Annotated in this window: 19 protein-coding genes and 1 riboswitch; of the genes, 12 read left to right on the top strand and 7 right to left on the bottom strand. The window is 62.0% G+C overall.

Features of this window, described 5'->3' with window-relative positions:
- Nucleotides 1–181 precede the first annotated feature (181 nt).
- Complete coding sequence (locus tag Q0K06_RS11070; protein WP_294552349.1) at nucleotides 182–691, bottom strand: nucleoside-triphosphatase; 510 nt, start codon at nucleotides 689–691, stop codon at nucleotides 182–184.
- A 115-nt stretch (nucleotides 692–806) separates the two neighbouring features.
- Nucleotides 807–947: riboswitch (molybdenum cofactor riboswitch) on the top strand.
- Between the two features lie 107 nt (nucleotides 948–1,054).
- On the opposite strand from Q0K06_RS11070, the gene Q0K06_RS11065 reads away from it, so the two are divergent.
- From Q0K06_RS11065 to Q0K06_RS11050, 4 genes are all read left to right on the top strand, one after another.
- On the top strand, nucleotides 1,055–2,083 hold the full coding sequence (locus Q0K06_RS11065; protein ID WP_294552346.1) for an iron ABC transporter permease: 1,029 nt from the start codon (nucleotides 1,055–1,057) through the stop codon (nucleotides 2,081–2,083).
- Nucleotides 2,080–2,907, top strand: a complete 828-nt coding sequence (locus Q0K06_RS11060; RefSeq protein ID WP_294552343.1) for an ABC transporter ATP-binding protein — start codon at nucleotides 2,080–2,082, stop codon at nucleotides 2,905–2,907. The genes Q0K06_RS11065 and Q0K06_RS11060 overlap by 4 nt, the downstream gene beginning before the upstream one ends.
- An 11-nt stretch (nucleotides 2,908–2,918) precedes the next feature.
- Nucleotides 2,919–4,067: an ABC transporter substrate-binding protein gene (locus tag Q0K06_RS11055; protein ID WP_294552340.1), complete on the top strand. Its 1,149-nt coding sequence runs from the start codon at nucleotides 2,919–2,921 to the stop codon at nucleotides 4,065–4,067.
- Nucleotides 4,068–4,196: 129 nt separating this feature from the next.
- Entirely contained in the window at nucleotides 4,197–4,793 is a 597-nt protein-coding gene (locus Q0K06_RS11050) for a hypothetical protein (RefSeq protein ID WP_294552338.1), read from the top strand.
- On the opposite strand, the gene Q0K06_RS11045 is transcribed toward Q0K06_RS11050, so the two are convergent.
- The gene (locus Q0K06_RS11045; RefSeq protein ID WP_294552336.1) at nucleotides 4,790–5,224 is read right to left on the bottom strand and encodes an Rrf2 family transcriptional regulator; all 435 of its coding nucleotides are present in this window, start codon (nucleotides 5,222–5,224) and stop codon (nucleotides 4,790–4,792) included. The genes Q0K06_RS11050 and Q0K06_RS11045 overlap by 4 nt on opposite strands.
- Nucleotides 5,225–5,553: 329 nt before the next feature.
- Between Q0K06_RS11045 and aroF the strand changes: the two genes are divergently transcribed.
- Nucleotides 5,554–6,570 (top strand): 3-deoxy-7-phosphoheptulonate synthase, encoded by a 1,017-nt coding sequence (gene aroF, locus Q0K06_RS11040; RefSeq protein ID WP_294552333.1) that lies wholly within the window; start codon nucleotides 5,554–5,556, stop codon nucleotides 6,568–6,570.
- Nucleotides 6,571–6,726: 156 nt separating this feature from the next.
- The gene (locus tag Q0K06_RS11035) at nucleotides 6,727–7,593 is read left to right on the top strand and encodes a prephenate dehydrogenase (RefSeq protein ID WP_294552331.1); all 867 of its coding nucleotides are present in this window, start codon (nucleotides 6,727–6,729) and stop codon (nucleotides 7,591–7,593) included.
- A 74-nt stretch (nucleotides 7,594–7,667) separates the two neighbouring features.
- Here the strand turns inward: Q0K06_RS11035 and Q0K06_RS11030 are convergent, their stop codons facing one another.
- The 3 genes from Q0K06_RS11030 to Q0K06_RS11020 form a co-directional block, all read right to left on the bottom strand.
- On the bottom strand, nucleotides 7,668–9,653 hold the full coding sequence (locus tag Q0K06_RS11030) for an LTA synthase family protein (protein ID WP_294552329.1): 1,986 nt from the start codon (nucleotides 9,651–9,653) through the stop codon (nucleotides 7,668–7,670).
- 200 nt (nucleotides 9,654–9,853) lie between these two features.
- A complete protein-coding gene (locus tag Q0K06_RS11025) occupies nucleotides 9,854–10,327 on the bottom strand; it encodes a hypothetical protein (protein WP_294552325.1) in 474 nt (157 codons plus the stop codon).
- A 129-nt stretch (nucleotides 10,328–10,456) separates the two neighbouring features.
- Entirely contained in the window at nucleotides 10,457–10,702 is a 246-nt protein-coding gene (locus Q0K06_RS11020) for a helix-turn-helix transcriptional regulator (RefSeq protein WP_294552323.1), read from the bottom strand.
- A gap of 224 nt (nucleotides 10,703–10,926) precedes the next feature.
- Between Q0K06_RS11020 and Q0K06_RS11015 the strand changes: the two genes are divergently transcribed.
- A complete protein-coding gene (locus tag Q0K06_RS11015; protein WP_294552321.1) occupies nucleotides 10,927–12,990 on the top strand; it encodes a serine hydrolase domain-containing protein in 2,064 nt (687 codons plus the stop codon).
- Nucleotides 12,991–13,077: 87 nt separating this feature from the next.
- Here the strand turns inward: Q0K06_RS11015 and Q0K06_RS11010 are convergent, their stop codons facing one another.
- Together Q0K06_RS11010 and serC are read right to left on the bottom strand one after the other, a co-directional pair.
- Nucleotides 13,078–14,247, bottom strand: coding sequence for a phosphoglycerate dehydrogenase (locus tag Q0K06_RS11010; RefSeq protein ID WP_294552319.1), 1,170 nt, complete (start codon nucleotides 14,245–14,247; stop codon nucleotides 13,078–13,080).
- Between the two features lie 659 nt (nucleotides 14,248–14,906).
- On the bottom strand, nucleotides 14,907–15,989 hold the full coding sequence (serC, locus tag Q0K06_RS11005) for a 3-phosphoserine/phosphohydroxythreonine transaminase (protein WP_294552317.1): 1,083 nt from the start codon (nucleotides 15,987–15,989) through the stop codon (nucleotides 14,907–14,909).
- A 326-nt stretch (nucleotides 15,990–16,315) separates the two neighbouring features.
- On the opposite strand from serC, the gene Q0K06_RS11000 reads away from it, so the two are divergent.
- Genes Q0K06_RS11000 through Q0K06_RS10980 form a run of 5 tightly spaced genes read left to right on the top strand, consistent with a single transcriptional unit; the run spans nucleotide 16,316 to nucleotide 19,068 of the window.
- A complete protein-coding gene (locus tag Q0K06_RS11000) occupies nucleotides 16,316–16,657 on the top strand; it encodes a DRTGG domain-containing protein (RefSeq protein ID WP_294552314.1) in 342 nt (113 codons plus the stop codon).
- 4 nt (nucleotides 16,658–16,661) lie between these two features.
- Nucleotides 16,662–17,081, top strand: coding sequence for an ATP-binding protein (locus tag Q0K06_RS10995; RefSeq protein ID WP_294534175.1), 420 nt, complete (start codon nucleotides 16,662–16,664; stop codon nucleotides 17,079–17,081).
- Nucleotides 17,082–17,094: 13 nt separating this feature from the next.
- Nucleotides 17,095–17,322 (top strand): hypothetical protein, encoded by a 228-nt coding sequence (locus Q0K06_RS10990; protein ID WP_294552310.1) that lies wholly within the window; start codon nucleotides 17,095–17,097, stop codon nucleotides 17,320–17,322.
- A gap of 39 nt (nucleotides 17,323–17,361) precedes the next feature.
- The gene (locus tag Q0K06_RS10985; protein ID WP_294552352.1) at nucleotides 17,362–18,702 is read left to right on the top strand and encodes a [Fe-Fe] hydrogenase large subunit C-terminal domain-containing protein; all 1,341 of its coding nucleotides are present in this window, start codon (nucleotides 17,362–17,364) and stop codon (nucleotides 18,700–18,702) included.
- Between the two features lie 39 nt (nucleotides 18,703–18,741).
- Nucleotides 18,742–19,068, top strand: coding sequence for a DRTGG domain-containing protein (locus Q0K06_RS10980; protein WP_294552306.1), 327 nt, complete (start codon nucleotides 18,742–18,744; stop codon nucleotides 19,066–19,068).
- Nucleotides 19,069–19,203 lie beyond the last annotated feature (135 nt).

Here is a 19,203-nt window from a genome sequence, read left to right as displayed (position 1 = left end):
TACCCTTTTTCAACCATCTACTTTCTTTGCCACCGCCGTCCCTTTTCGGGGTTGACTTCTAATAGTTAATCTTTCTTAAATGGCGGCGCGGAAGTAATTGTTTATTTTACATAAATAATATATCATAAGAAAAGGCAATCGTCAACGATATAGATAACTTCGGCGGGCCGTCTGTTTTCCCTTATTCTCCCCTCAACCGCACCCGAATCAGCTCAGGCAGGGCGTCCCGGTTGTCCTCTGTGACGGTGACAAGCGCCACGTTGGGATGAGTAGCGATGGCCTTTGTCCACCCGGGGAAGCCCTCCCGCACCACGCCCAGCACCGGCGTGTCCCCCTCCAGCTTTTCCAGAATAGCCTGCTGAAAGGACAGGGCGTCCCGCTCCAGGCGGCCGCACTCGTCCATCACCCACAGGGTGGGTGTCCCGGCCAGGCAGGCGGTACCCAGGGCGTCAAACCGGCTTGGAATGGCCTCCGGCGCGCAGCCGTCGAAAAATTCCACCACCGCGTGGTCCTGGTCGTACCGGGCGGGCTCCGCCGCGCTCCACAGGTAGAGCAGCCGCTCCGGACATGCCCGGTCGGGCCCGAAGCCGGTGCGAAAGCCCCCCACCGCCCCGCTCCATCCCTCCAGCACCCGGGTGATGACCGTGCTCTTGCCGCACTGAACCGGACCGGTTAGAAAAATATGCCTCATGCAAACCTCCAAAAAACTTGACAATCAATCGCAAAAATAGTATGCTTTCAACAACAGGCCTGCGGGACGCTCCGCCCCGTTGCCTGATATTGTATCATACCCCGGTTTCCCCCACAATTCAATATTCTCCGAGCCCCTGCGCCTAAGGCTCTGCTATGGCGCCCGGGCCGCGGACGCCCCTATGGCGTCCTTTCAGGGTCTGCGCTGGAAACGGACAGGCCTTCCGTGTTTGAGAAGGAGAGGTTTTTCATGCTGTACCGCTGTATGCGCGGTATGGTCTGGTTGTTGTTACCTCCGTCTTCTCGACGGAGGTTTTTTGTATCCTTTTTCGCCCGCTCGGAGAAACAGAGAGGAGCTCCGCCCATGCCGTCTGCATCGCCCCAGGGGGGCAGAAGAAAAGTTCTGATCATTCTGATTATGCTGGTTTTGCTGGCATGCACCGCCATCCTGTCCTTCGGCCTGGGCCGCTACCCCATCACGCCCGCCGAACTGGCGGGTATTGTGCTCTCCCGCTTCTTCCCCATCGAGCAGTTCTGGGCCGACACCATGGTAAACGTGTTCTTCAACGTCCGCCTGCCCCGCATTATCATGGCCTGTCTGGTAGGCTGCTGCCTGTCCGCCGCCGGCTGCGCCTACCAGGGCATCTTCCAGAACCCCATGGCCTCCCCCGACATTCTGGGCGCCACCAAGGGCTCCGCCTTCGGCGCCTCCCTGGCCATCATCGCCGGATTCGGCGCACAGCTGACCATGCTGATGGCCTTCGGCTTCGGCATCCTGACGGTGGTTCTGGTGTGGCTGGTGAGCAGCCGCGCCAAAGGCAAGCGGGTCATGAGCCTGATTCTGGCCGGTATCGTCGTCAGCTCTCTCTTTGAGGCGGGCACATCCTATATCAAGCTGGTGGCCGACCCCAACGAAGCCCTGCCCAAGATCACCTACTGGCTCATGGGCAGCCTGTCCGGCACCACCCGGGACAAGGTGTCCTTTGTGTTCCTGCCCATGCTGATTGGCTTGGCCATTCTGTTTGTGCTCCGGTGGCAGCTGGGCGTGCTCACCATGGGCGACGAGGAGGCCCGCACCATGGGCGTCAACGCCAGGGTGGTGCGGCCGGTGATCATCCTGGCCTCCACCCTCATCACCGCCGCGGCGGTGTCGGTGTGCGGCGCCATCGGCTGGGTGGGTCTGGTGATTCCCCATCTGTGCCGCCGCCTGGTGGGCAGCAACACCCGGTACCTGATGCCCGCCTCCATGGCGGCAGGGGCGCTGTTCCTGCTGATTGTGGACAACATCTCCCGCAACCTCTACGCCACCGAGCTGCCCATCGGCATCCTCACCGCCTTTGTGGGCGCGCCCTTCTTCCTCTATCTGATGATGAAGGGGGGCGATGTGACGTGAGTATTGAAGTCAAACACCTCTCCTTCTCCTACGGAAACCGCCAGGTGCTCAGGGACATCAGCTTTTCCGTGGGCAAGGGCCGGCTTCTCTCGGTGCTGGGCCCCAACGGCGTGGGCAAGAGCACCCTGTTCCGCTGCATTCTGGGCCTGCTCCACGGCTTCCAGGGCGAGATCACTGTGGACGGCGCAGTGGTCAGCAATCTGGGCGCCCGGGAGCTGGCCCGCAAGGTGGCCTACATTCCCCAGTCCAACTACCCCGCCTTCCAGTACAGCGTGTTCGACATGGTCCTCATGGGCACCACGGCCCAGAGCAGGGGCTTCTCTCCCCCCGGCCCCAAGCAGGAGGCCGCCGCCCGGGACGCTCTGGAGCGGCTGGACATCGGACATCTGGCCGGGCGGAGCTACACCCGCCTGTCCGGCGGCGAGCGGCAGCTGGTGCTCATCGCCCGGGCGCTGGCCCAGCAGTCTCCGGTGCTGCTGATGGACGAGCCCACCGCCAATCTGGACTACGGCAACCAGATCCGGGTGCTCACCAAGGTGCGGGCCCTGGCCGACGCGGGGTACACCATCGTCCAGTCCACCCACAACCCGGAGCAGTCCTACCTCTTCTCCCACCAGATCCTGGCCATGAAGGACGGCCGGGTCCTGGCCCACGGCGCCCCCGGCGACGTGATGAATGAGGACCTGATCAGGGCCCTCTACGGCATTGACGCTGAGGTAGTGCCCCTGCGGGACGGGCGGATGCGGGTGTGCATCCCCCGGGACCTTCCCACGTTTTCCCCCTGCGAGCAGGTGGAATATAACCCGGTCTCTTCAAATCAGTAAGGAGGATTGTTATGAAACAGAAAGCCCTGTCTCTGCTGCTGTGCCTGGCCATGGTGGTCTCCCTGGCCGCCTGCACCCAGACCACTCCCGAGGCCAGCCCGTCGGCCTCCGGCTCTCCCGCGCCCTCCGTCTCCCAGACCCCCAGCGTCCAGCCCTCTGAGGAAGGCACCGCCGACACCGTCCAGTTCACCGACTCCTGCGGCCGCACGGTGGAGCTCCCCGCCCAGATTGACCGCATCGCCCCCTCCGGCCCCATGGCCCAGATCGTGCTCTTCGCCCTGTGCCCCGACAAGTTCGTGGGTCTGGCCAGCGAGTGGGACCCCGAGGCCGACCAGTACATTGACACCCAGTACTACAATCTGCCCACCCTGGGCCAGCTCTACGGCTCCAGCGCCGGTGAGCTGAACCTGGAGTCTCTGGCCGCCGCCGATCCCCAGGTGATCATCGACATCGGCGAGCCCAAGGACTCCATCGTGGAGGATATGGACGCCATCACCGAGCAGCTGGGCATCCCTGCCGTCCACATCGACGCCTACACCGCCACCATGGGCGACACCTACCGCATGCTGGGCGGGCTGCTGGGCATGGAGGAGGAGGCCGCCGTCATCGCCGACTACTGCGACGAGATCTACGGCAACACCCTCTCCATGATGGAGACCATCGGCAGCAACAAGGCCAACATTCTCTACTGTCTGGGCGACCAGGGCCTGAACGTCATCGCCCAGAACTCCTACCACGCCGAGGTCATCGATCTGATGACCAACAATCTGGCTGTGGTGGATTCCCCTTCCTCCAAGGGAACCGGCAACGAAGTGGATATGGAGCAGCTTCTCCTCTGGAACCCGGACATCATCCTCTTCGCCCCCGACAGCTACTATGACCAGGTGGCCGGCGACCCGGTGTGGCAGGATTTGACCGCCATCCAGAACGGCACCTACTATGAGGTCCCCTTCGGGCCCTACAACTGGATGGGCTTCCCCCCCTCCGTCAACCGCTATCTGGGCATGCTGTGGCTGGGCGCTCTCCTCTATCCCGACCAGATCGACTATGATCTGTACACCGAGGTGGCCCGGTACTATGAGATTTTCTACCACTGCGACCTGACCCAGGAGCAGTTCGACGCCCTCACCGCCAACTCCATCGGCAAGCTGGCAGGCTGAACTTCCCCAAAGGCAAAAGAGCTGCGGCGCAAATGCGCCGCAGCTCTTTTTGATGGATTTATTGCACTGTTTCTGGTATACTGATACTAAAGATGAGCCAATTTTGCGGAATATAAGGAGGAAAACGGTATGAAACGTTTTTTCGCCCTGCTCCCGGCTCTGGGGCTGCTTCTGGCGCTGGCCGCCTGCGGACCCGCCGCAGACCCCCCTGCTCCCACAGACACCACGCCGCCTCCCACCGAAAGCATGGAACCCGCTCCGCCGCCGGAGGAGAGCCTGCCGGCAGAGACGCCCGAGGCAACGCCGCCCCGGGAGAGCCTGCCGCCGGAGGAGCCGGAGGCACCCGCCGAGCCGGAACTGCCTGTTTCAGCAGACTACGCCGGCGAGGACCTGCTCTCCCGACCGGAGGACTACGACCTGCTGCTTCTGGACGACAGCGAGTACCGGGTGGACGTAGCCATCACCACCACCGAGACAGTCACCGATATTCAGGTGGTGTCCATCCCCATGGACGATATGGGCTACCGGGTGGACGCCGTTCTGGGCACCCTTGACGCCATCATCCCCGGCCGCCCCTTTGTGGTGGCCATGGCCTTCCCCGGCGACATGCCCAACACCGCCCTGGTCTTTACCGATTCGGACGGAGCCGTCCACTACTGCGCCATCGCCATGAGCGGCAAAGACGGCTCCCTGCTGCTCACGCCCTTTGAGCCCGTTTCCAATTAGTCCTGCTCGCCCTCGCGGCACTTCTCGTGATAGCGCTTCACCAGGTCGGCCAGGGTGATGTTGTCCACCACATTGTCCACCGCTTCCTGGATCTGCTGCCATACCTCCAGGGTGACGCACCGGTCCGCCCTGCCGCAGCAGGCTCCGCCGGACACGCAGCTCACCGGAGCCAGATTGCCCTCCAGCTGGCGGAGAATTTCTCCTACGGTGTAGTCCTCGGGCGCACGGGTCAGCAGATAGCCGCCTCCCGCCCCCCGGACGCTGCGGACCAGGCCGCCCCGGGCCAGCTGGGTGACGATCTGCTCCAGATATTTATCGGAGATCTCCTGCCGCTCGGCCACATCCCGCAGGGGGACGGCAGAATCTCCCGGCTGGACGGCCAGATCCAGCATCAAGCGAAGGGCATAGCGGCCCTTGGTGGAAATTTTCATGTCAGAAACTCCTCTTCTCAGGTAGTTACAACTATATTACCACGGGTTTTGTAGGATTTCAAGCAAAAAAAGCTCTTGACTTTAACAACAAAAAGTGCTAAAGTTTCTCTATCAGACAGAGAAGGGGCTTCACCATGGCGCTGTATTTCGGTTATGCATACGGCTATTACCGCTATTACCGTAGCGGTTATTTTGCCTGCCCATAACCGATTTGCCAGCCGGAAGCGCTCCCCACTGGAGAACAAAACCGCGGCGGTCCGTTTTGGGCCGCCGCGGTTTTTCTGTGCAGCGGCCCGGAACGCCCGGAAATGAGAAAGGATGAAATTGACATGGTCGTGATCTTAAAGCCCAATTTTACCGCAGAGCAGATGGAAGAGGCCATCCGCGCCATGGAGGCCGGCGGGGTGAAGGTAATGGTGTCCAAGGGCGCCGAGACCACCATTCTGGGGGCCGAGGGCGACACCAGCCGCCTGGACGAGGAGAAGCTGTCCCAGCTGCCCGGTGTGGAGCGGGTCATGCGGGTCAGCGAGCCCTTCAAGAAGGCCAACCGGAAATTCCACCCCGACGATTCCATCATCGACCTGGGCGGCGGCGCAGCAGTGGGCGGCAGCAAGCTGGCCGTCATCGCCGGGCCCTGCTCGGTGGAGAGCGAAGCGCAGATTATCGGCGTAGCCAAGGCGGTGCAGGCCGCCGGGGCAGCGGCCCTCCGGGGCGGCGCTTACAAGCCCCGCACCTCCCCCTACGCCTTCCAGGGTATGGGTTCCCGGGGCATCGAGCTGCTGCGGGAGGCCAGAGAGGCCACCGGCCTGCCCATTGTCACCGAACTGATGAGCGCCGACCAAATCCCTCTCTTCGAGGCATGCGTGGACGTAATTCAGGTGGGCGCCCGGAACATGCAGAACTTCGACCTGCTCAAGAAGCTGGGCAAGGTCAACAAGCCCATCCTGCTCAAGCGTGGCCTCAGCTCCACCATTGAGGAGTGGATTATGTCCGCTGAGTACATTCTGGCCGGCGGCAACCCCAACGTCATCCTGTGTGAGCGGGGTATCCGCACCTTTGAGACCTACACCCGCAACACCTTGGACCTGTCCGCCGTGCTGGCAGCCAAGCAGATGACCCACCTGCCCGTGGTGGTGGACCCGTCCCACGCCTGCGGCAAGGCCTGGATGGTGGAGCGGATGAGCCTGGCCGCCGTAGCCGCCGGGGCAGACGGCCTGCTCATCGAGGTCCACAACGACCCCAAAAACGCCCTGTGCGACGGCGCTCAGTCCATCACCCCGGAGCAGTTTGGGAGCCTGATGGAGAAAATCCGCAGCGTGGCCGCCTGCGTGGGCCGCAGCGTGTAAAAGCGGCCCTTTCCATATCAAAAATCATTGCTGTCATCGGCCCTGGCCTGATTGGCGGCGCCCCGGAGCATTGGCTCCGGGGGAACTCCTTCTATTCTATCTGCCCGGGACAAATAAAGCGCCCCGGCATAATTTCGCTTTTGGGAGGTCTTTTCCATGTCGAAAACCATTGCCGTCATTGGCCTTGGCTTAATTGGCGGCTCTATGGCCCTGGCACTGAAGGGCTTTGAGGACTTTGAAATTGTGGGCGTGGACGTGTCGGAGCCCACCCTCCGCTTTGCCGCGGAGCACGGCGTGGGCGACCGCGTCACCGCAGAGGCGGGCGAGGTCATCCCCCAGGCGGACGTGACTATCCTGTGCCTCCATCCCAGGGGCATCACCCGGTTCCTGGCGGAGTATAGGGACCAGTTCAAGCCGGGCAGTCTGGTCACCGACGTGTGCGGCATCAAGACCGCCATTATGGAGGCAGCCGAGGTGCTGCCGCCTGAGGTGGACTTCATCGGCTGCCACCCCATGGCGGGCACCGAGTTTTCCGGCGTTGAGCACGCCTTTGCCGAGATGTTTCAGAAGTCCCACCTGATTGTCACTCCCCGGGAGAGCAGCAGGCCGGAGCATGTCGCCCTGATGGAGCGGCTGGCCGGCTACATCGGCTGCAAGGACGTGGTGCGCACCACCCCGGAGGAGCACGACGCCATCCTGGCCTACACCAGCCAGATGATGCACATCATCGCCGTCTCGGTGTGCGACGACCCCATGCTCTTCACCTGCAAGGGCTTTGAGGGCAGCTCCTTCCGGGGCTGCACCCGGGTGGCCGCCCTGGACGTGGGGCTGTGGACCCAGCTCTTCTCCATGAACGCCCCCGCCCTGCTCACCGCCCTGGACCGGCTGGAAGAAAACCTCCACGCCTACCGGGAGGCCATCGCCTCGGGGGACACCAAGCTGCTCTCCGAAAAGCTGGCCTACTCTGCCGGCCGGAAACGGAGAATGAACCTGGAGGGCCCCGACCTGCTCAGCCTGGACTAAGGCAGCACCGCATCATTATGCCTGCGGCTCTAAATCAGCGGCGCATCCCGGATATGGGATGCGCCGCCTGTTTTTTACTCTTTTTCCGGCAGGAAGAAGAAATCCTCCAGCCGGTTGTCCCGGCTGTCGAACAGCTCGTTGTACTGGAGCATCTGGTAGTCCAGCAGGCCCTCCCGGGCCGCCTGGCTCATGTCCTCTGTCCGCTCATGCCAGGTGCCGTCGGTATCCTGGTAGCCCACCGCGTTCACCACCGGCACCGTCTCCCACAGCTGGCTGAGGAAGGCCTGGTAGCCGGTCTCGGGCAGGTTGGCCGCCTCCATCAGCAGTCCGGACAGGTAGTTGAGGGACAGCTTCACATCCTGCTTCTCCTCGATGTCGTAGTTGGCCCAGATGAGGAAGGGCACCTCCTGCTTCTTCTGGGCCTCCTCCACGGTGGGGTCGCTGCCCAGCAATTCGGTGTAGAAATTAGTGGCCACCTGGGGCTGGTGGTCGCCAAAGATGAGAATCATGGTGGGCTCCTCCACCTGGGAGAAGTAGTTGATGAGGTACTCAAAGGCCCGGTCGCTCTGGTAAATCAGGTTCAGGTACTGGTTTACCGTGTTGTATTTGCCCTCCATCTCCCCGGTGAGCCACACCTCCCTGGGCAGGTTGGTCCAGGCCCCCGCGTAGGCGCTGTGGTTCTGCATGGTCACGTTGAAGATAAAGAGGGGCGCTCCCTCTTCCTTTTCCTCATAGATGCGGATCAGGTTTTCATAGTCGGTCTGGTCTGAGATGTACTCCCGGATGTAAGCAGGGTCCTTAAAATCGCTCTGGAACAGCCAGCGGTCAAAGCCGAACGCCTTATATACGGGAATCCGGTTCCAGCCGGAGGAGTAGTAGGGGTGCATGGCCACACACTCATAGCCCAGCGCACTCATCTGGGCCACCATGGACTCGGAGCCCTCTTTTACATAGAGGTGGTAGGGCACCGTACCTGCCGGGAGGAAGGCGGTGGTGTTGCCGGTGAGGAACTCGTACTCCGAGTTGGCGGTGGTGCCGCCGAACACAGAGGAGTAAGCCGTGCCCCGGATGGTGTTCTCCGTCAGGGAGCGGAAAAAGGGCATGGGGTCCTGGTTGGTCTCCAGGTCAAAGGTGCCGGTCAGGTCGGAGAAGGACTCGTTCATAATGACAATGAGATTTGTGGGCTGGACGGCGGCTCCACCGCCGTCCGTGCCCGCTGCGGGCACAGGATCCTCTTCCACCCCGGCGGCAATCCGGGCCAGAGCCTCCTGAGAGTAGCCCTCCGGCTCGGACACGGAGGAATACCGCAGGCATACCGAGAAATTAAGCACAAAGCCGTTGCCCCGGGTGGTCCACATGGAGGGCTCAATGCCCGCGGCGGAGAGGAAATTTGTGCCGAAGAACACGGCCAGGAAGGCGGCACAGGCGGCGGTCACCGGCAGGGCGGAGCGGAGCCGGAGCCGGGCGCGGCCCTTCTGCCGGGGCAGGGTGAGCAGCAGGAGCAGGAAGAGGGCCAGCCCCAGGCCGGTGAGGGCCTGCTTGGTGTCAAAGGCATAGTTGTAGTTGCCCGCCACGTTGACGGCGGTGCCCAGGGTGAGCAGGTCGCCGGGGAAGATGGTTCGGCCCCGGAAGGCGATGACATAGTGGTTTGCCATGCCGATAAGCCAGAACAGGGCGGTGGAGATGCCGCAGGACAGGTTGCGCCGCCCCGCGATGAGCCAGGCAACCAGGGCGATGATGTAGTAAAAGGCCAGGTTCAGGGCCACCTGGAGGGTGGAAAAGCTGGTGAAGGGGTTGTTCCAGTTGAGGATCTCCACCAGGACATACCCCACCACCGGGCCGGCGGCCCAGAACAGCCGGGACAGCCACACCGCCGCCTGTCCCTCCAGCTTGAGCCGTACCGGAATGGGCAGGGCCAGCCCCAGGGCCCACAGCAGGCACTCCCACCAGGAGAAGCCGGACACCAGCAGCCCCGTCAGCACTCCTGCGAAAACCAGCGCCGACGCAATCAGGCCCCAGCGCCGTATCTCCACCCACCTTCTGCCGGTGTGGGCCGGCATTTTTATCTCCGTATTCATGTTCTTTGCCTTACCTCGCATTCAAGCTGTGCAAACGATACGCAGTCTGCAAAAATATGCCGCGTCGGGGCGGCCGGCGCGGCATATTGCGCAATATCCTTACCGTTGCATCGAAATTTTACACGGTTTTTACCGAAAGAGCAAGAAAAAAACACGAAAGATTTTATGAAATCTCTGCCGTTTCAGGACACTTGGAAGATCCACTGCTCCCGGATCAGCGCCTGCCGCATTTCCTGGTCGGGGGAGAAGATAAGAATGCCTGTGCCGCCGCCGGGCAGGCGGTAGAGCAGGTATCGCTTGCTCCTTGGGTCCAGGAACAGATAGGCCCGCACGGTCCGGCTGGCCCTCCGGGCGGAGAGCTGGCCGGGGAGGTAGACGCCGTAGGCCAGAATGTCCTCCGCATCAATAATCTCCAGCACCGGGGGATTCTCCCCGCTGCCCTGGGAGACAACCAGGCGGCTGCCGTCGTACTCATAGGTGTACACAGCGCTGAAATAGGGCACCGCCAGCACCACTACCAGGCAGAAGGGCAGCAGCAGCAGCTGGTGATAGCCTATGGTACGGGCAAAGGCCAACAGCAGCAGGGCACAGCAGGCGCACAGCGCCCCATAGCGCGCCAGCGCGTATTTCCGGTACAGCCGCTGCTTTCGGTACATGCGCACCCCTCCCCCGTCAAACAGGCCTTCTATTGATATAGACGTTTGACGGAGAAGATTTGTTACACAAAAGCCCAAAGTTTTTCAAAAATTTTTCGTCCCCTCCCCACAGCCCGGGGAGGGGACGCGTTATGCTTTCCTGGCCAGCTTGTCCATGCTGACGCCCAGGGCCACCGAAATTTTATAAAAGGTCTCCACGGAAAAATTGCGTCCCACCCGCTCGCTCTCAATCTGCCGGACAAAGTCGTGGGACAAATCCACCAGCTCGGCCAGCTGGGCGGAGGTCAGCCCCTTCTCCCTGCGGTACTTTCTGATGTTGCGCCGTATGGTGTTATAAATATCCTCGTCAAATACAAGGGATTCGTCCTTTTTCATCTGATACGCCACCACCTGAGAAAATTGTACCCAAGCGGGGCCCAATTGTATGTTAGCTATAAACTCACAAATTCTTCTTGCCTTCCCCCCTTCCCTGTGGTAAAATATTTCCAGCCGTCGCCGGACCCGGTATTTTTAATGGATTCTTTATTTGACAGTGCAGCGGGCCGGTGGGATAATCTCTTCGAGGCTCGGGAAAGAGCCGGGAAAGGATGAACACAGTAATGTGGAAAAAACGACTGAGCGCCCTCGCGCTGACTGCCGTTATGGCGGTCAGTATCTCCGCGCCCGCGCTGGCCGCTGAGACGGAGGCTCCCGCCACCCGGGAGGAATCCGCCGCGCTGGCCGCCCAATATGCCGCCCAATACGGCGGCGCCGTCAGCGTGCAGTACGCCGTGTGGCAGGACGGGGAGATTACCATCTCCGGCCACGCCGGCGTGTACTCCAGGTCGGAGGACCGCCTTCTCCTGGATACGGACCTGTACGGCATCGGATCTGTGAGTAAAATTTATGTCACCGCCGCCGTGATGCAGCTGGCAGAGCAGGGCAAAATCGACCTGGATGCGCCGGTGACCAAATACCTGCCCGACTTCAAGATGGCCGACCAGCGGTACAAGGACATTACGGTCCGCATGCTGCTCAACCACTCCTCCGGCCTGATGAGCGCCGCCCACAACATGCTCCTCTTTGCCGACGATGACCGCTCCGCCACTGAAAACCTGCTGGAGACCCTGTCCACCCAGCGGCTGGCCGCCGACCCCGGGGCGTACAGCGTGTACTGCAACACCGGCTTCACCCTGGCCGAGCTGGTGGTGGAGGCAGTAAGCGGCAAGACCTTCCCCGAATATCTCCACGAGGCCATTCTGGCCCCCAACGGCCTGGAGAACACCTTTACTCCTCAGGACGAGTTTGACACCTCCCGCCTGGTCAAGACCTATCTGGGCGAGGACCCCCGGGCCCTGCCCCAGGACTGCCTGGGCACCGTCGGCACCGGCGGCATCTATGCCAGCGCCGCCGACCTGGCCGCTTTCGGCGGCCTGCTCTGCTCGGACGGGCTGCTCACCTCCGCCTCTCTGGACGCCATGGCCGCCCCCGAGTACAGCAGCGGCATCTGGCCCGACGACACCGACGACATCCTGTCCTTCGGTCTGGGCTGGGACAGTGTGTCCCTGGCTCCCTTCGGGTACAATGACATCCAGGCCCTGGCCAAGGGCGGCGACACCCAGTACTACCATGCCGGCCTGGTGATTCTCCCCGAGTACGATATGGCTGCGGCGGTGCTCACCTCCGGCGGCGCGTCCACCTACAACGAGATGGCCGCCTCCCGGATGCTCATTGACGCCCTGGCGGAGCAGGGCGTCGCAGTGGACGAGACCGTCCCCTCCCTGCCCGCAGCCAACCCCAGCCAGGCCATGCCCGCAGGGATGATGGACTACTCCGGCTACTACGCCTCCACCCTCCAGCAGTTCAAGGTAGATATCTCCGCCGAAGGCGTGCTCACCCTCCAGTCCCTCACCGTGCCCAGCTCCCCCGCCCAGACCTTCTACTACTTTGACGACGGGTCTTTCCGGGATGAGACCGGCGCCGCCGCCATGGTTAAGCCGGTGGTGGAGGAGAACGGCGAGACCTACCTGTGGCAGAAGGCCTACGCCTTCCTCCCCGGTCTGACTGTGCTGCCCACCTCCAACTATGTGGCCCAGAAGGTGGAGCCCGCGCAGCTCTCCGATGAGGTTCAGGCCGCCTGGGACAAGTGGAACACCACCAGCGTCCTGCCGCTGAACGAGAAGTACACCTCCCAGGTGTGGCTCTCCCTGGGCGCTTCCTCCGCTGCTGAGCTGCCTGAGTACATCCCCGGCTATGTGGGGGCTCAGAAGATTATGGACGCCAACCACAGCCAGTTTGCCGTGCAGGTGCCCGGCAATGCCGGCCGGGACGGCTCGGACATCTCCATCACCGAGCAGGACGGCCATATCTGGATGGACGCCCAGGGTCTCCTGTACGCCGACGCCTCCATCGCCCAGCCCATCTACTGCGGCCCAGGCGCCTACTCCACCGTCCAGCCCGACGGCTACGCCCGGTGGTATACTGTGGACAGCGCCGCCGGCCTGACCATCCAGGTGGACATTGAGGGCAGCGGCGGCTTCTACGTCTATGACAGCGCCGGCGCCCTGGCCGCCTCCTCGGTGGTGTGGGGGGACAGCACCGTCACCCTGCCTGAGAACGGCTCCATCGCCTTTGCCGGCGACGCCGGAACCCGGTTCCATATCTCCGTGGTGCCCGCCCCCTAACCTTTACAGACGCGAAAGACCGGACCGCCTCATTGCGGTCCGGTCTTTCGTTTTGCACATGTGGAGCTGATTTTGTGGATAACGTTATCAGTGGGTCAGCAGACGCACCCGGAGGACTCCCTCCAGGGCGCGGATCTCATCCACCACGTCGTCCCTGATTTTGGTGTTGATGTCCACCACAGTGTAGGCGTAGTCCTTCTTGGACTTGTTGGTCATGTTCTCCACGTTCACGTTGTCGTCGGAGAGCACCTTGGTAATATTGGCGATGGCGCCGGGGATGTTCCGGTGAATGATGCACAGCCGGGCGATGCCGCTCCAGGGCTGCTCCAAGGCGGGCAGGTTCACGCTGTTGCGGATGTTGCCGTTCTCCAGGTAATCCCGCAGCTGCTGGGCGGCCATGACGGCGCAGTTCTCCTCGCTCTCAGGGGTGGAGGCGCCCAGGTGGGGGATGGCCACCACGTTGCGCCCCGTGAGAATTTTATTGTTGGGGAAGTCGGTGACGTAGCAGGCCACCTTGCCGCTCTCCAGGGCCTGGAGCAGGTCGCCGTCAGCGACCAGGCCGCCCCGGGCCAGGTTGATGAGCCGCACGCCGCTCTTCATCATCTGGATGGCTCCGGCGTCGATCATGCCCCTGGTGTCCCCGTTGAGGGGCAGGTGCAGGGTGATGTAGTCGCAGTTCTTGTAGATGGTCTCCAGGTCGCCGGCCCGCTGGACCATGCGGGAGAGGGACAATGCCGCGTCCACGGACAGGAAGGGGTCATAGCCCCACACGGTCATGCCCAGCTTGGTGGCGATGTTGGCCACCTGGACGCCGATGGCCCCCAGCCCTATCACGCCCAGGGTCTTGCCCTGAATCTCCGGACCCACAAACTGACTTTTTCCCTTCTCCACCACTTTTTCCACGTCGGCCCCAGCGGCGGCCTGCTCCTTCACCCAGGCCGCGCCGCCCACCACGTTCCGGGAGGAGAGCAGCATGGCGCAGATAACCAGCTCCTTGACGGCGTTGGCGTTGGCGCCGGGGGTGTTGAACACGGCAATGCCCGCCTCAGAGCAGCGGTCAATGGGAATATTATTGGTCCCCGCACCCGCCCGGGCGATGGCCCGCAGGTTTTCGGGGAATGCGTACTCGTGCATGTCCGCCGAGCGGACCAGAATACCATCCTCATTCTCCACGTCAGTACTGACCGCAAAGCGGCTCTGGTCCAGCACGGACAGGCCGGCGGGGGAAATTTTATTCAGCATTTTGATGCGGTACATGTCTGGTTCTCCCCTTCTCAATTGTTTTTATCGAAGGCCTTGATAAAGTCGCACAGCTTTCTCCCCAGAAAAGGCTGCGCCTTTCCTGGGGACCCCGAATTTTACTTCCTCGGGCGGAGTGAATCCGCCCTGCGGCAAGATTTTGGCCTCCGGCCAAAATGCTTGGACGCGGCTCAGCCGCGCCCCGCCTCGCGGGGCCCGCGGAAAAGCTGTGCTCCCGGGCTCAGTTGGCCTTATCGAAGGCCTTGATAAAGTCGCACAGCTTCTCCACGCCTTCCACCGGCATGGCGTTGTAGATACTGGCCCCCATGCCGCCCGCCCACAAAATGCACACATTTTGTGGGGTCCCACGATTTTATCTGCTCGGGCGGAGTGAATCCGCCCGGCATCAAGGTTTTCCCCTGTGGGCAAAACGCTTGGTTCCGTGGGCGTGCAGCGGGCTCAGTTGGCCTTATCGAAGGCCTTGATAAAATCGCACAGCTTCTCCACGCCTTCCACCGGCATGGCGTTGTAGATACTGGCCCCCATGCCGCCCGCCCACAAAATGCACACATTTTGTGGGGTCCCACGATTTTATCTGCTCGGGCGGAGTGAATCCGCCCGGCATCAAGGTTTTCCCCTGTGGGCAAAACGCTTGGTTCCGTGGGCGTGCAGCGGGCTCAGTTGGCCTTATCGAAGGCCTTGATAAAATCGCACAGCTTCTCCACGCCTTCCACCGGCATGGCGTTGTAGATACTGGCCCGCATGCCGCCCACGGAGCGGTGGCCCTTCAGGTTGGTAAAGCCGGCGGCGGTGGACTCCTTGACGAACTTGGCGTCCAGCTCGTCGCTGCCGGTGCGAAAGACCACGTTCATGTCGGAGCGGGAGCCCTTCTCCACAGCGCAGGTGAACAGGCGGGAGCTGTCGATGACATCGTAGAGCATGGCCGCCTTGCCGTGCTTGATGGCCTCCATGCCGGGCACGCCGCCCTGGCCCTCCAGCCACTCCAGCACCAGCCCCAGCATGTAGATGCACCAGCAGGGGGGCGTGTTGTACATGGAATCCTTGTCGATCATGGTCTTGTAGTTCATCATCAGCGGGGTGTAGGGCAGCTCATGGCCGGCCAGATCCTCCCGGACGATGGCCACAGTCAGGCCGGCGGGGGCCATGTTCTTCTGGGCGCCGGCGAAGATAATGCCGTATTTGCTCACGTCCACCGGGCGGGAGAGAATGTCGGAGGACATGTCGCATACAATGGGCACGTCCCCGGTGTCGGGCACATACTGCCACTCGGTGCCGTAGATGGTGTTGTTGGCGCAGTAATAGAAGTAGCTGGCCTCAGGGTCCAGCTTCAGCTGGTCCTGGGTGGGGATGTAGGTGTGGTTCTTGTCGGCAGAGGAGGCAGCCAGGCTGATCTGGCCGTACTTCTGGGCCTCCTTGTAGGCCACATTGGAGAAATTGCCGGTGACAGCGTAGTCGGCCTTGCCGGTCTTACCGATCAGGTTCAGGGGCACCATGGAGAACTGGCTGGAGGCGCCGCCCTGGAGGAAGAGAATCTTGTAGTTGTCGGGCACCTGGAACAGCTTGCGGAAGCGCGCCTGGGTGTCCTCAAAGATCTTCAGGAAAACCTTAGATCGGTGACTCATCTCCATCACTGACATGCCTGAACCCTGATAGTTGGTGATTTCGGCACCGGCGCGCTGAAGCACCTCCAGCGGCAGCATGGACGGTCCTGCGGAAAAGTTGTACACGCGATCTGACATTGGACACCCTCCTAAATGTGTTTTGCCGTCCGCCCACCGGGCACACGGCATACTCAAGGGACGAAAAACGGCCGCAGAAGACCGCGGCCCTTCTGTGAGGCCACGGCACTCCGTGGCCGTTGCTTTAGTCCGATAAAGTATTGAAATTATTATAGCCCAGGGCACCGTCTCTGTCAATGATACAAACGTCTAAAACGGGAGGACACCATTCCCTGGTCTTTGTGAATTTTACAACATAACTTTCGCTTTTTTCAACAGCATGTTATAATTATCTAAAAAACTTTTTTGTCACTCTGCCGACTACGGCTTAGAACGGAGGCTCGCCTATGAAACTCAGTACAATCAGGGAGATTCTGGACGCCACGGTGCTCTCCGGCGAAGAACATCTGGACCGGGAGGTCCTGGCCGCCTGCGGGAGCGACTTCATGAGCGATGTGCTGGCCTATGTGAAGGACCAGGCGCTGCTGCTCACCGGACTGGTCAATCCTCAGGTGGTACGCACGGCTGAGATGCTGGACATGAAGTGCATTGTCTTTGTCCGGGGCAAGACGCCGGATGAGTCCATTCTGAAGCTGGCCCAGGCCCGGGACATCGTGGTCATGCGCTCGCCCAGACGGATGTACGATGCCTGCGGGCTGCTCTATCTCAACGGACTGAGGGGGGACTGACGCTGTGGAGCCCATCAAACTGACCTATCACGTGGAGGGCGGCGACCTGATCGGCGCCGGTGAGGCCTCCAGCAAGATGAAAATGGCCCTCAAAAAGCTGGACCTGCCCCAGGAGACCATCCGCCGGGCGGCCATCTGCATGTATGAGGGCGAGATCAACATGGTTATCCACGCCGACGGCGGCCGGGCCGAGGTGGAGATCGCCATGGACCACATCACCATCCGCATGATCGACTCCGGCCCCGGTATCCCCGACGTGGACCAGGCCATGGAGGAGGGCTTCTCCACCGCCGGCGAGATCGCCCGGGACCTGGGCTTCGGCGCCGGTATGGGCCTGCCCAACATGAAGCGCTACTCCGACGAGATGAAGATCGACACCACCCTGGGCGTGGGCACCACCGTGACCATGCGGTTCAATCTGTAATCGGGGCAATATCATGTGGAAAAAAGTATATGATTTCCTGCACATCGCCATATGGGCCTTTATCGGCGTGTTTCTCGGCGGCAGCCTGTGGCGCTGCTATGAGTACCACGCCCGGCCCGAACTGTTCGCCGTGCAGTCCGCCCCCTGGTACCTGTCCATCCTGCTCAACGGACTGTTTACGGCGGTTATCGTCCTCGTCCTTCTCGTCCTCCGGCGGCTGGTCAAGCGGAAGCTGACATGACCGCCGCCTGCCGGGGCTCAGATGCCCCAACCTTCGGAGGTGAATGAATTGAAGCACTCTGTTGTCCTGGAGTATAAGCGCTGCCGGGGCTGCACCACCTGCATCAAGAGCTGTCCCACCGAGGCCATCCGGGTGCGCAACGGCAAGGCCGCCATCCTCAACGCCCGCTGCATCGACTGCGGCGTGTGCATCCAGGTCTGCCCCCACAAGGCCATCAAGTCCATCAGCGACCCGCTGGACATGCTGAAGAAATTCCGCTACTGCGTGGCCCTGCCGGAACCGGCCCTCTACGGCCAGTTCCACAACATGGACGACATCGACATCATCCTCAACGGCCTGCTGGAGATCGGCTTTCACGACGTGTATGAGGTCTCCAAGGCCGCTGAGCTGGTCAGCGACTACCAGCGCCAGTGCATCACCGGCGGTGTGGACCGGGTCATGCCCCAGATCAGCTCCGCCTGCCCCACGGTGCTGCGCCTCATCCGCATGCGCTTTCCCAAGCTTATCCCCAACATCGCGCCGGTCATCACGCCGGTGGAGCTGGCCGCCATTCTGGCCCGGCGTGAGGCCGTGGAGAAGACCGGCCTGAAGCCGGAGGAGATCGGGGTGTTCTCCATTGTGCCCTGCTCCTCCAAGGTCACCGCCGCCCTCACCCCCGACGGCCTCAACCACCCGGTGCTGGACGGTGCCTTTGCCATCCGTGATATCTACCTGCGCCTCCTCAGCGCCATGAAAAAGCTGCGGGGTCAGGAACTGCGACCCCTGTCCTCCTCGGGCATCATGGGCGTGGGCTGGGCCTACTGCGGCGGCGAGTCCGCCGCCCGGATGGGGGAGCGGTACGTGGCGGTGGACGGCATCTCCAACGTGATCCGTATGCTGGAGGAAATTGAGGACGGCCGCCTGCCCGAGGCCGACTTCATCGAGCTCAACGCCTGCGTCCAGGGGTGCGTGGGGGGCTGCCTGACGGTGGAAAACCCCTACGGTGCCCGGATGCGCATCAAAAAGCTGATGAAGGGCCTGCCCGTGTCCCGCAACCGGTTTACCTTCAAGGGCAAGGACCGGGACGTGGTGAAGTTTGACTATGAATTGCAGTATGTCCCCGTGTTTGTGCTGGATCAGGACCGGGCAGCCGCCATGGATAAGCTGGCCAAAATCGAGGCGCTGGAGCAGCAGCTTCCCGGGCTCCACTGCGGCTCCTGCGGCGCCCCCTCCTGCCGGGCCTTTGCCGAGGATGTGGTGCTGGGCCGGGCCAGCGAGGAGGACTGTATCTTCAAGATGCGGGAGCGGATGCAGTACATGGCCGGCTCCTCCGATGCCGACGAGTATCTGCCCGCCCCCTTCCGCCGCAAGAGGGAACCGCCCCATGGGCACAGGAAATGACCCCTCACCTATTCTATGCCAGGAAGCGAGGTTGTTCCCATGACTGTCAAAGAGCTGTCCGAGGCCCTGTCCCTGACGGAATTCACCCTCCCCCTCCCCGACGCGCCGGTCACCGGCGGCTACGCCGGCGACCTGCTCAGCTGGGTTATGGGCCGGGCCAGCGCCGGGGACTGCTGGATTACCATCATGTCCAACCAGAACGTAGCCGCCGTGGCCCTGATGGCTGATGTAGCCTGCGTCATTCTGTCTGAAGGCGTCATCCCCGATGGGGCCCTCCTGTCCCGGGCCAAGGAACAGGAGATAAATCTGCTGGGCTCCGACAAGGGCACCTTTGCTCTGGCCGCAGCAGTGCACAGCCTGCTGTGACCCTTGTTCCGGCTGCTGAAAGGCGGTGAGTCCCATCCCAAATCTTACTTTCGATCTCCATCTCCACTCCTGTCTGTCGCCCCACCCGGCTTTAGCCGGGCGGGGACCCCGTCTTTTTTATCTGCTCGGGCGGAG

Source organism: uncultured Pseudoflavonifractor sp. (assembly GCF_944387805.1).
Lineage (GTDB): Bacteria > Bacillota > Clostridia > Oscillospirales > Oscillospiraceae > Pseudoflavonifractor.
Note: the sequence above shows the minus strand (reverse complement) of the source record. Positions and strands in the feature narration are given on the sequence as shown.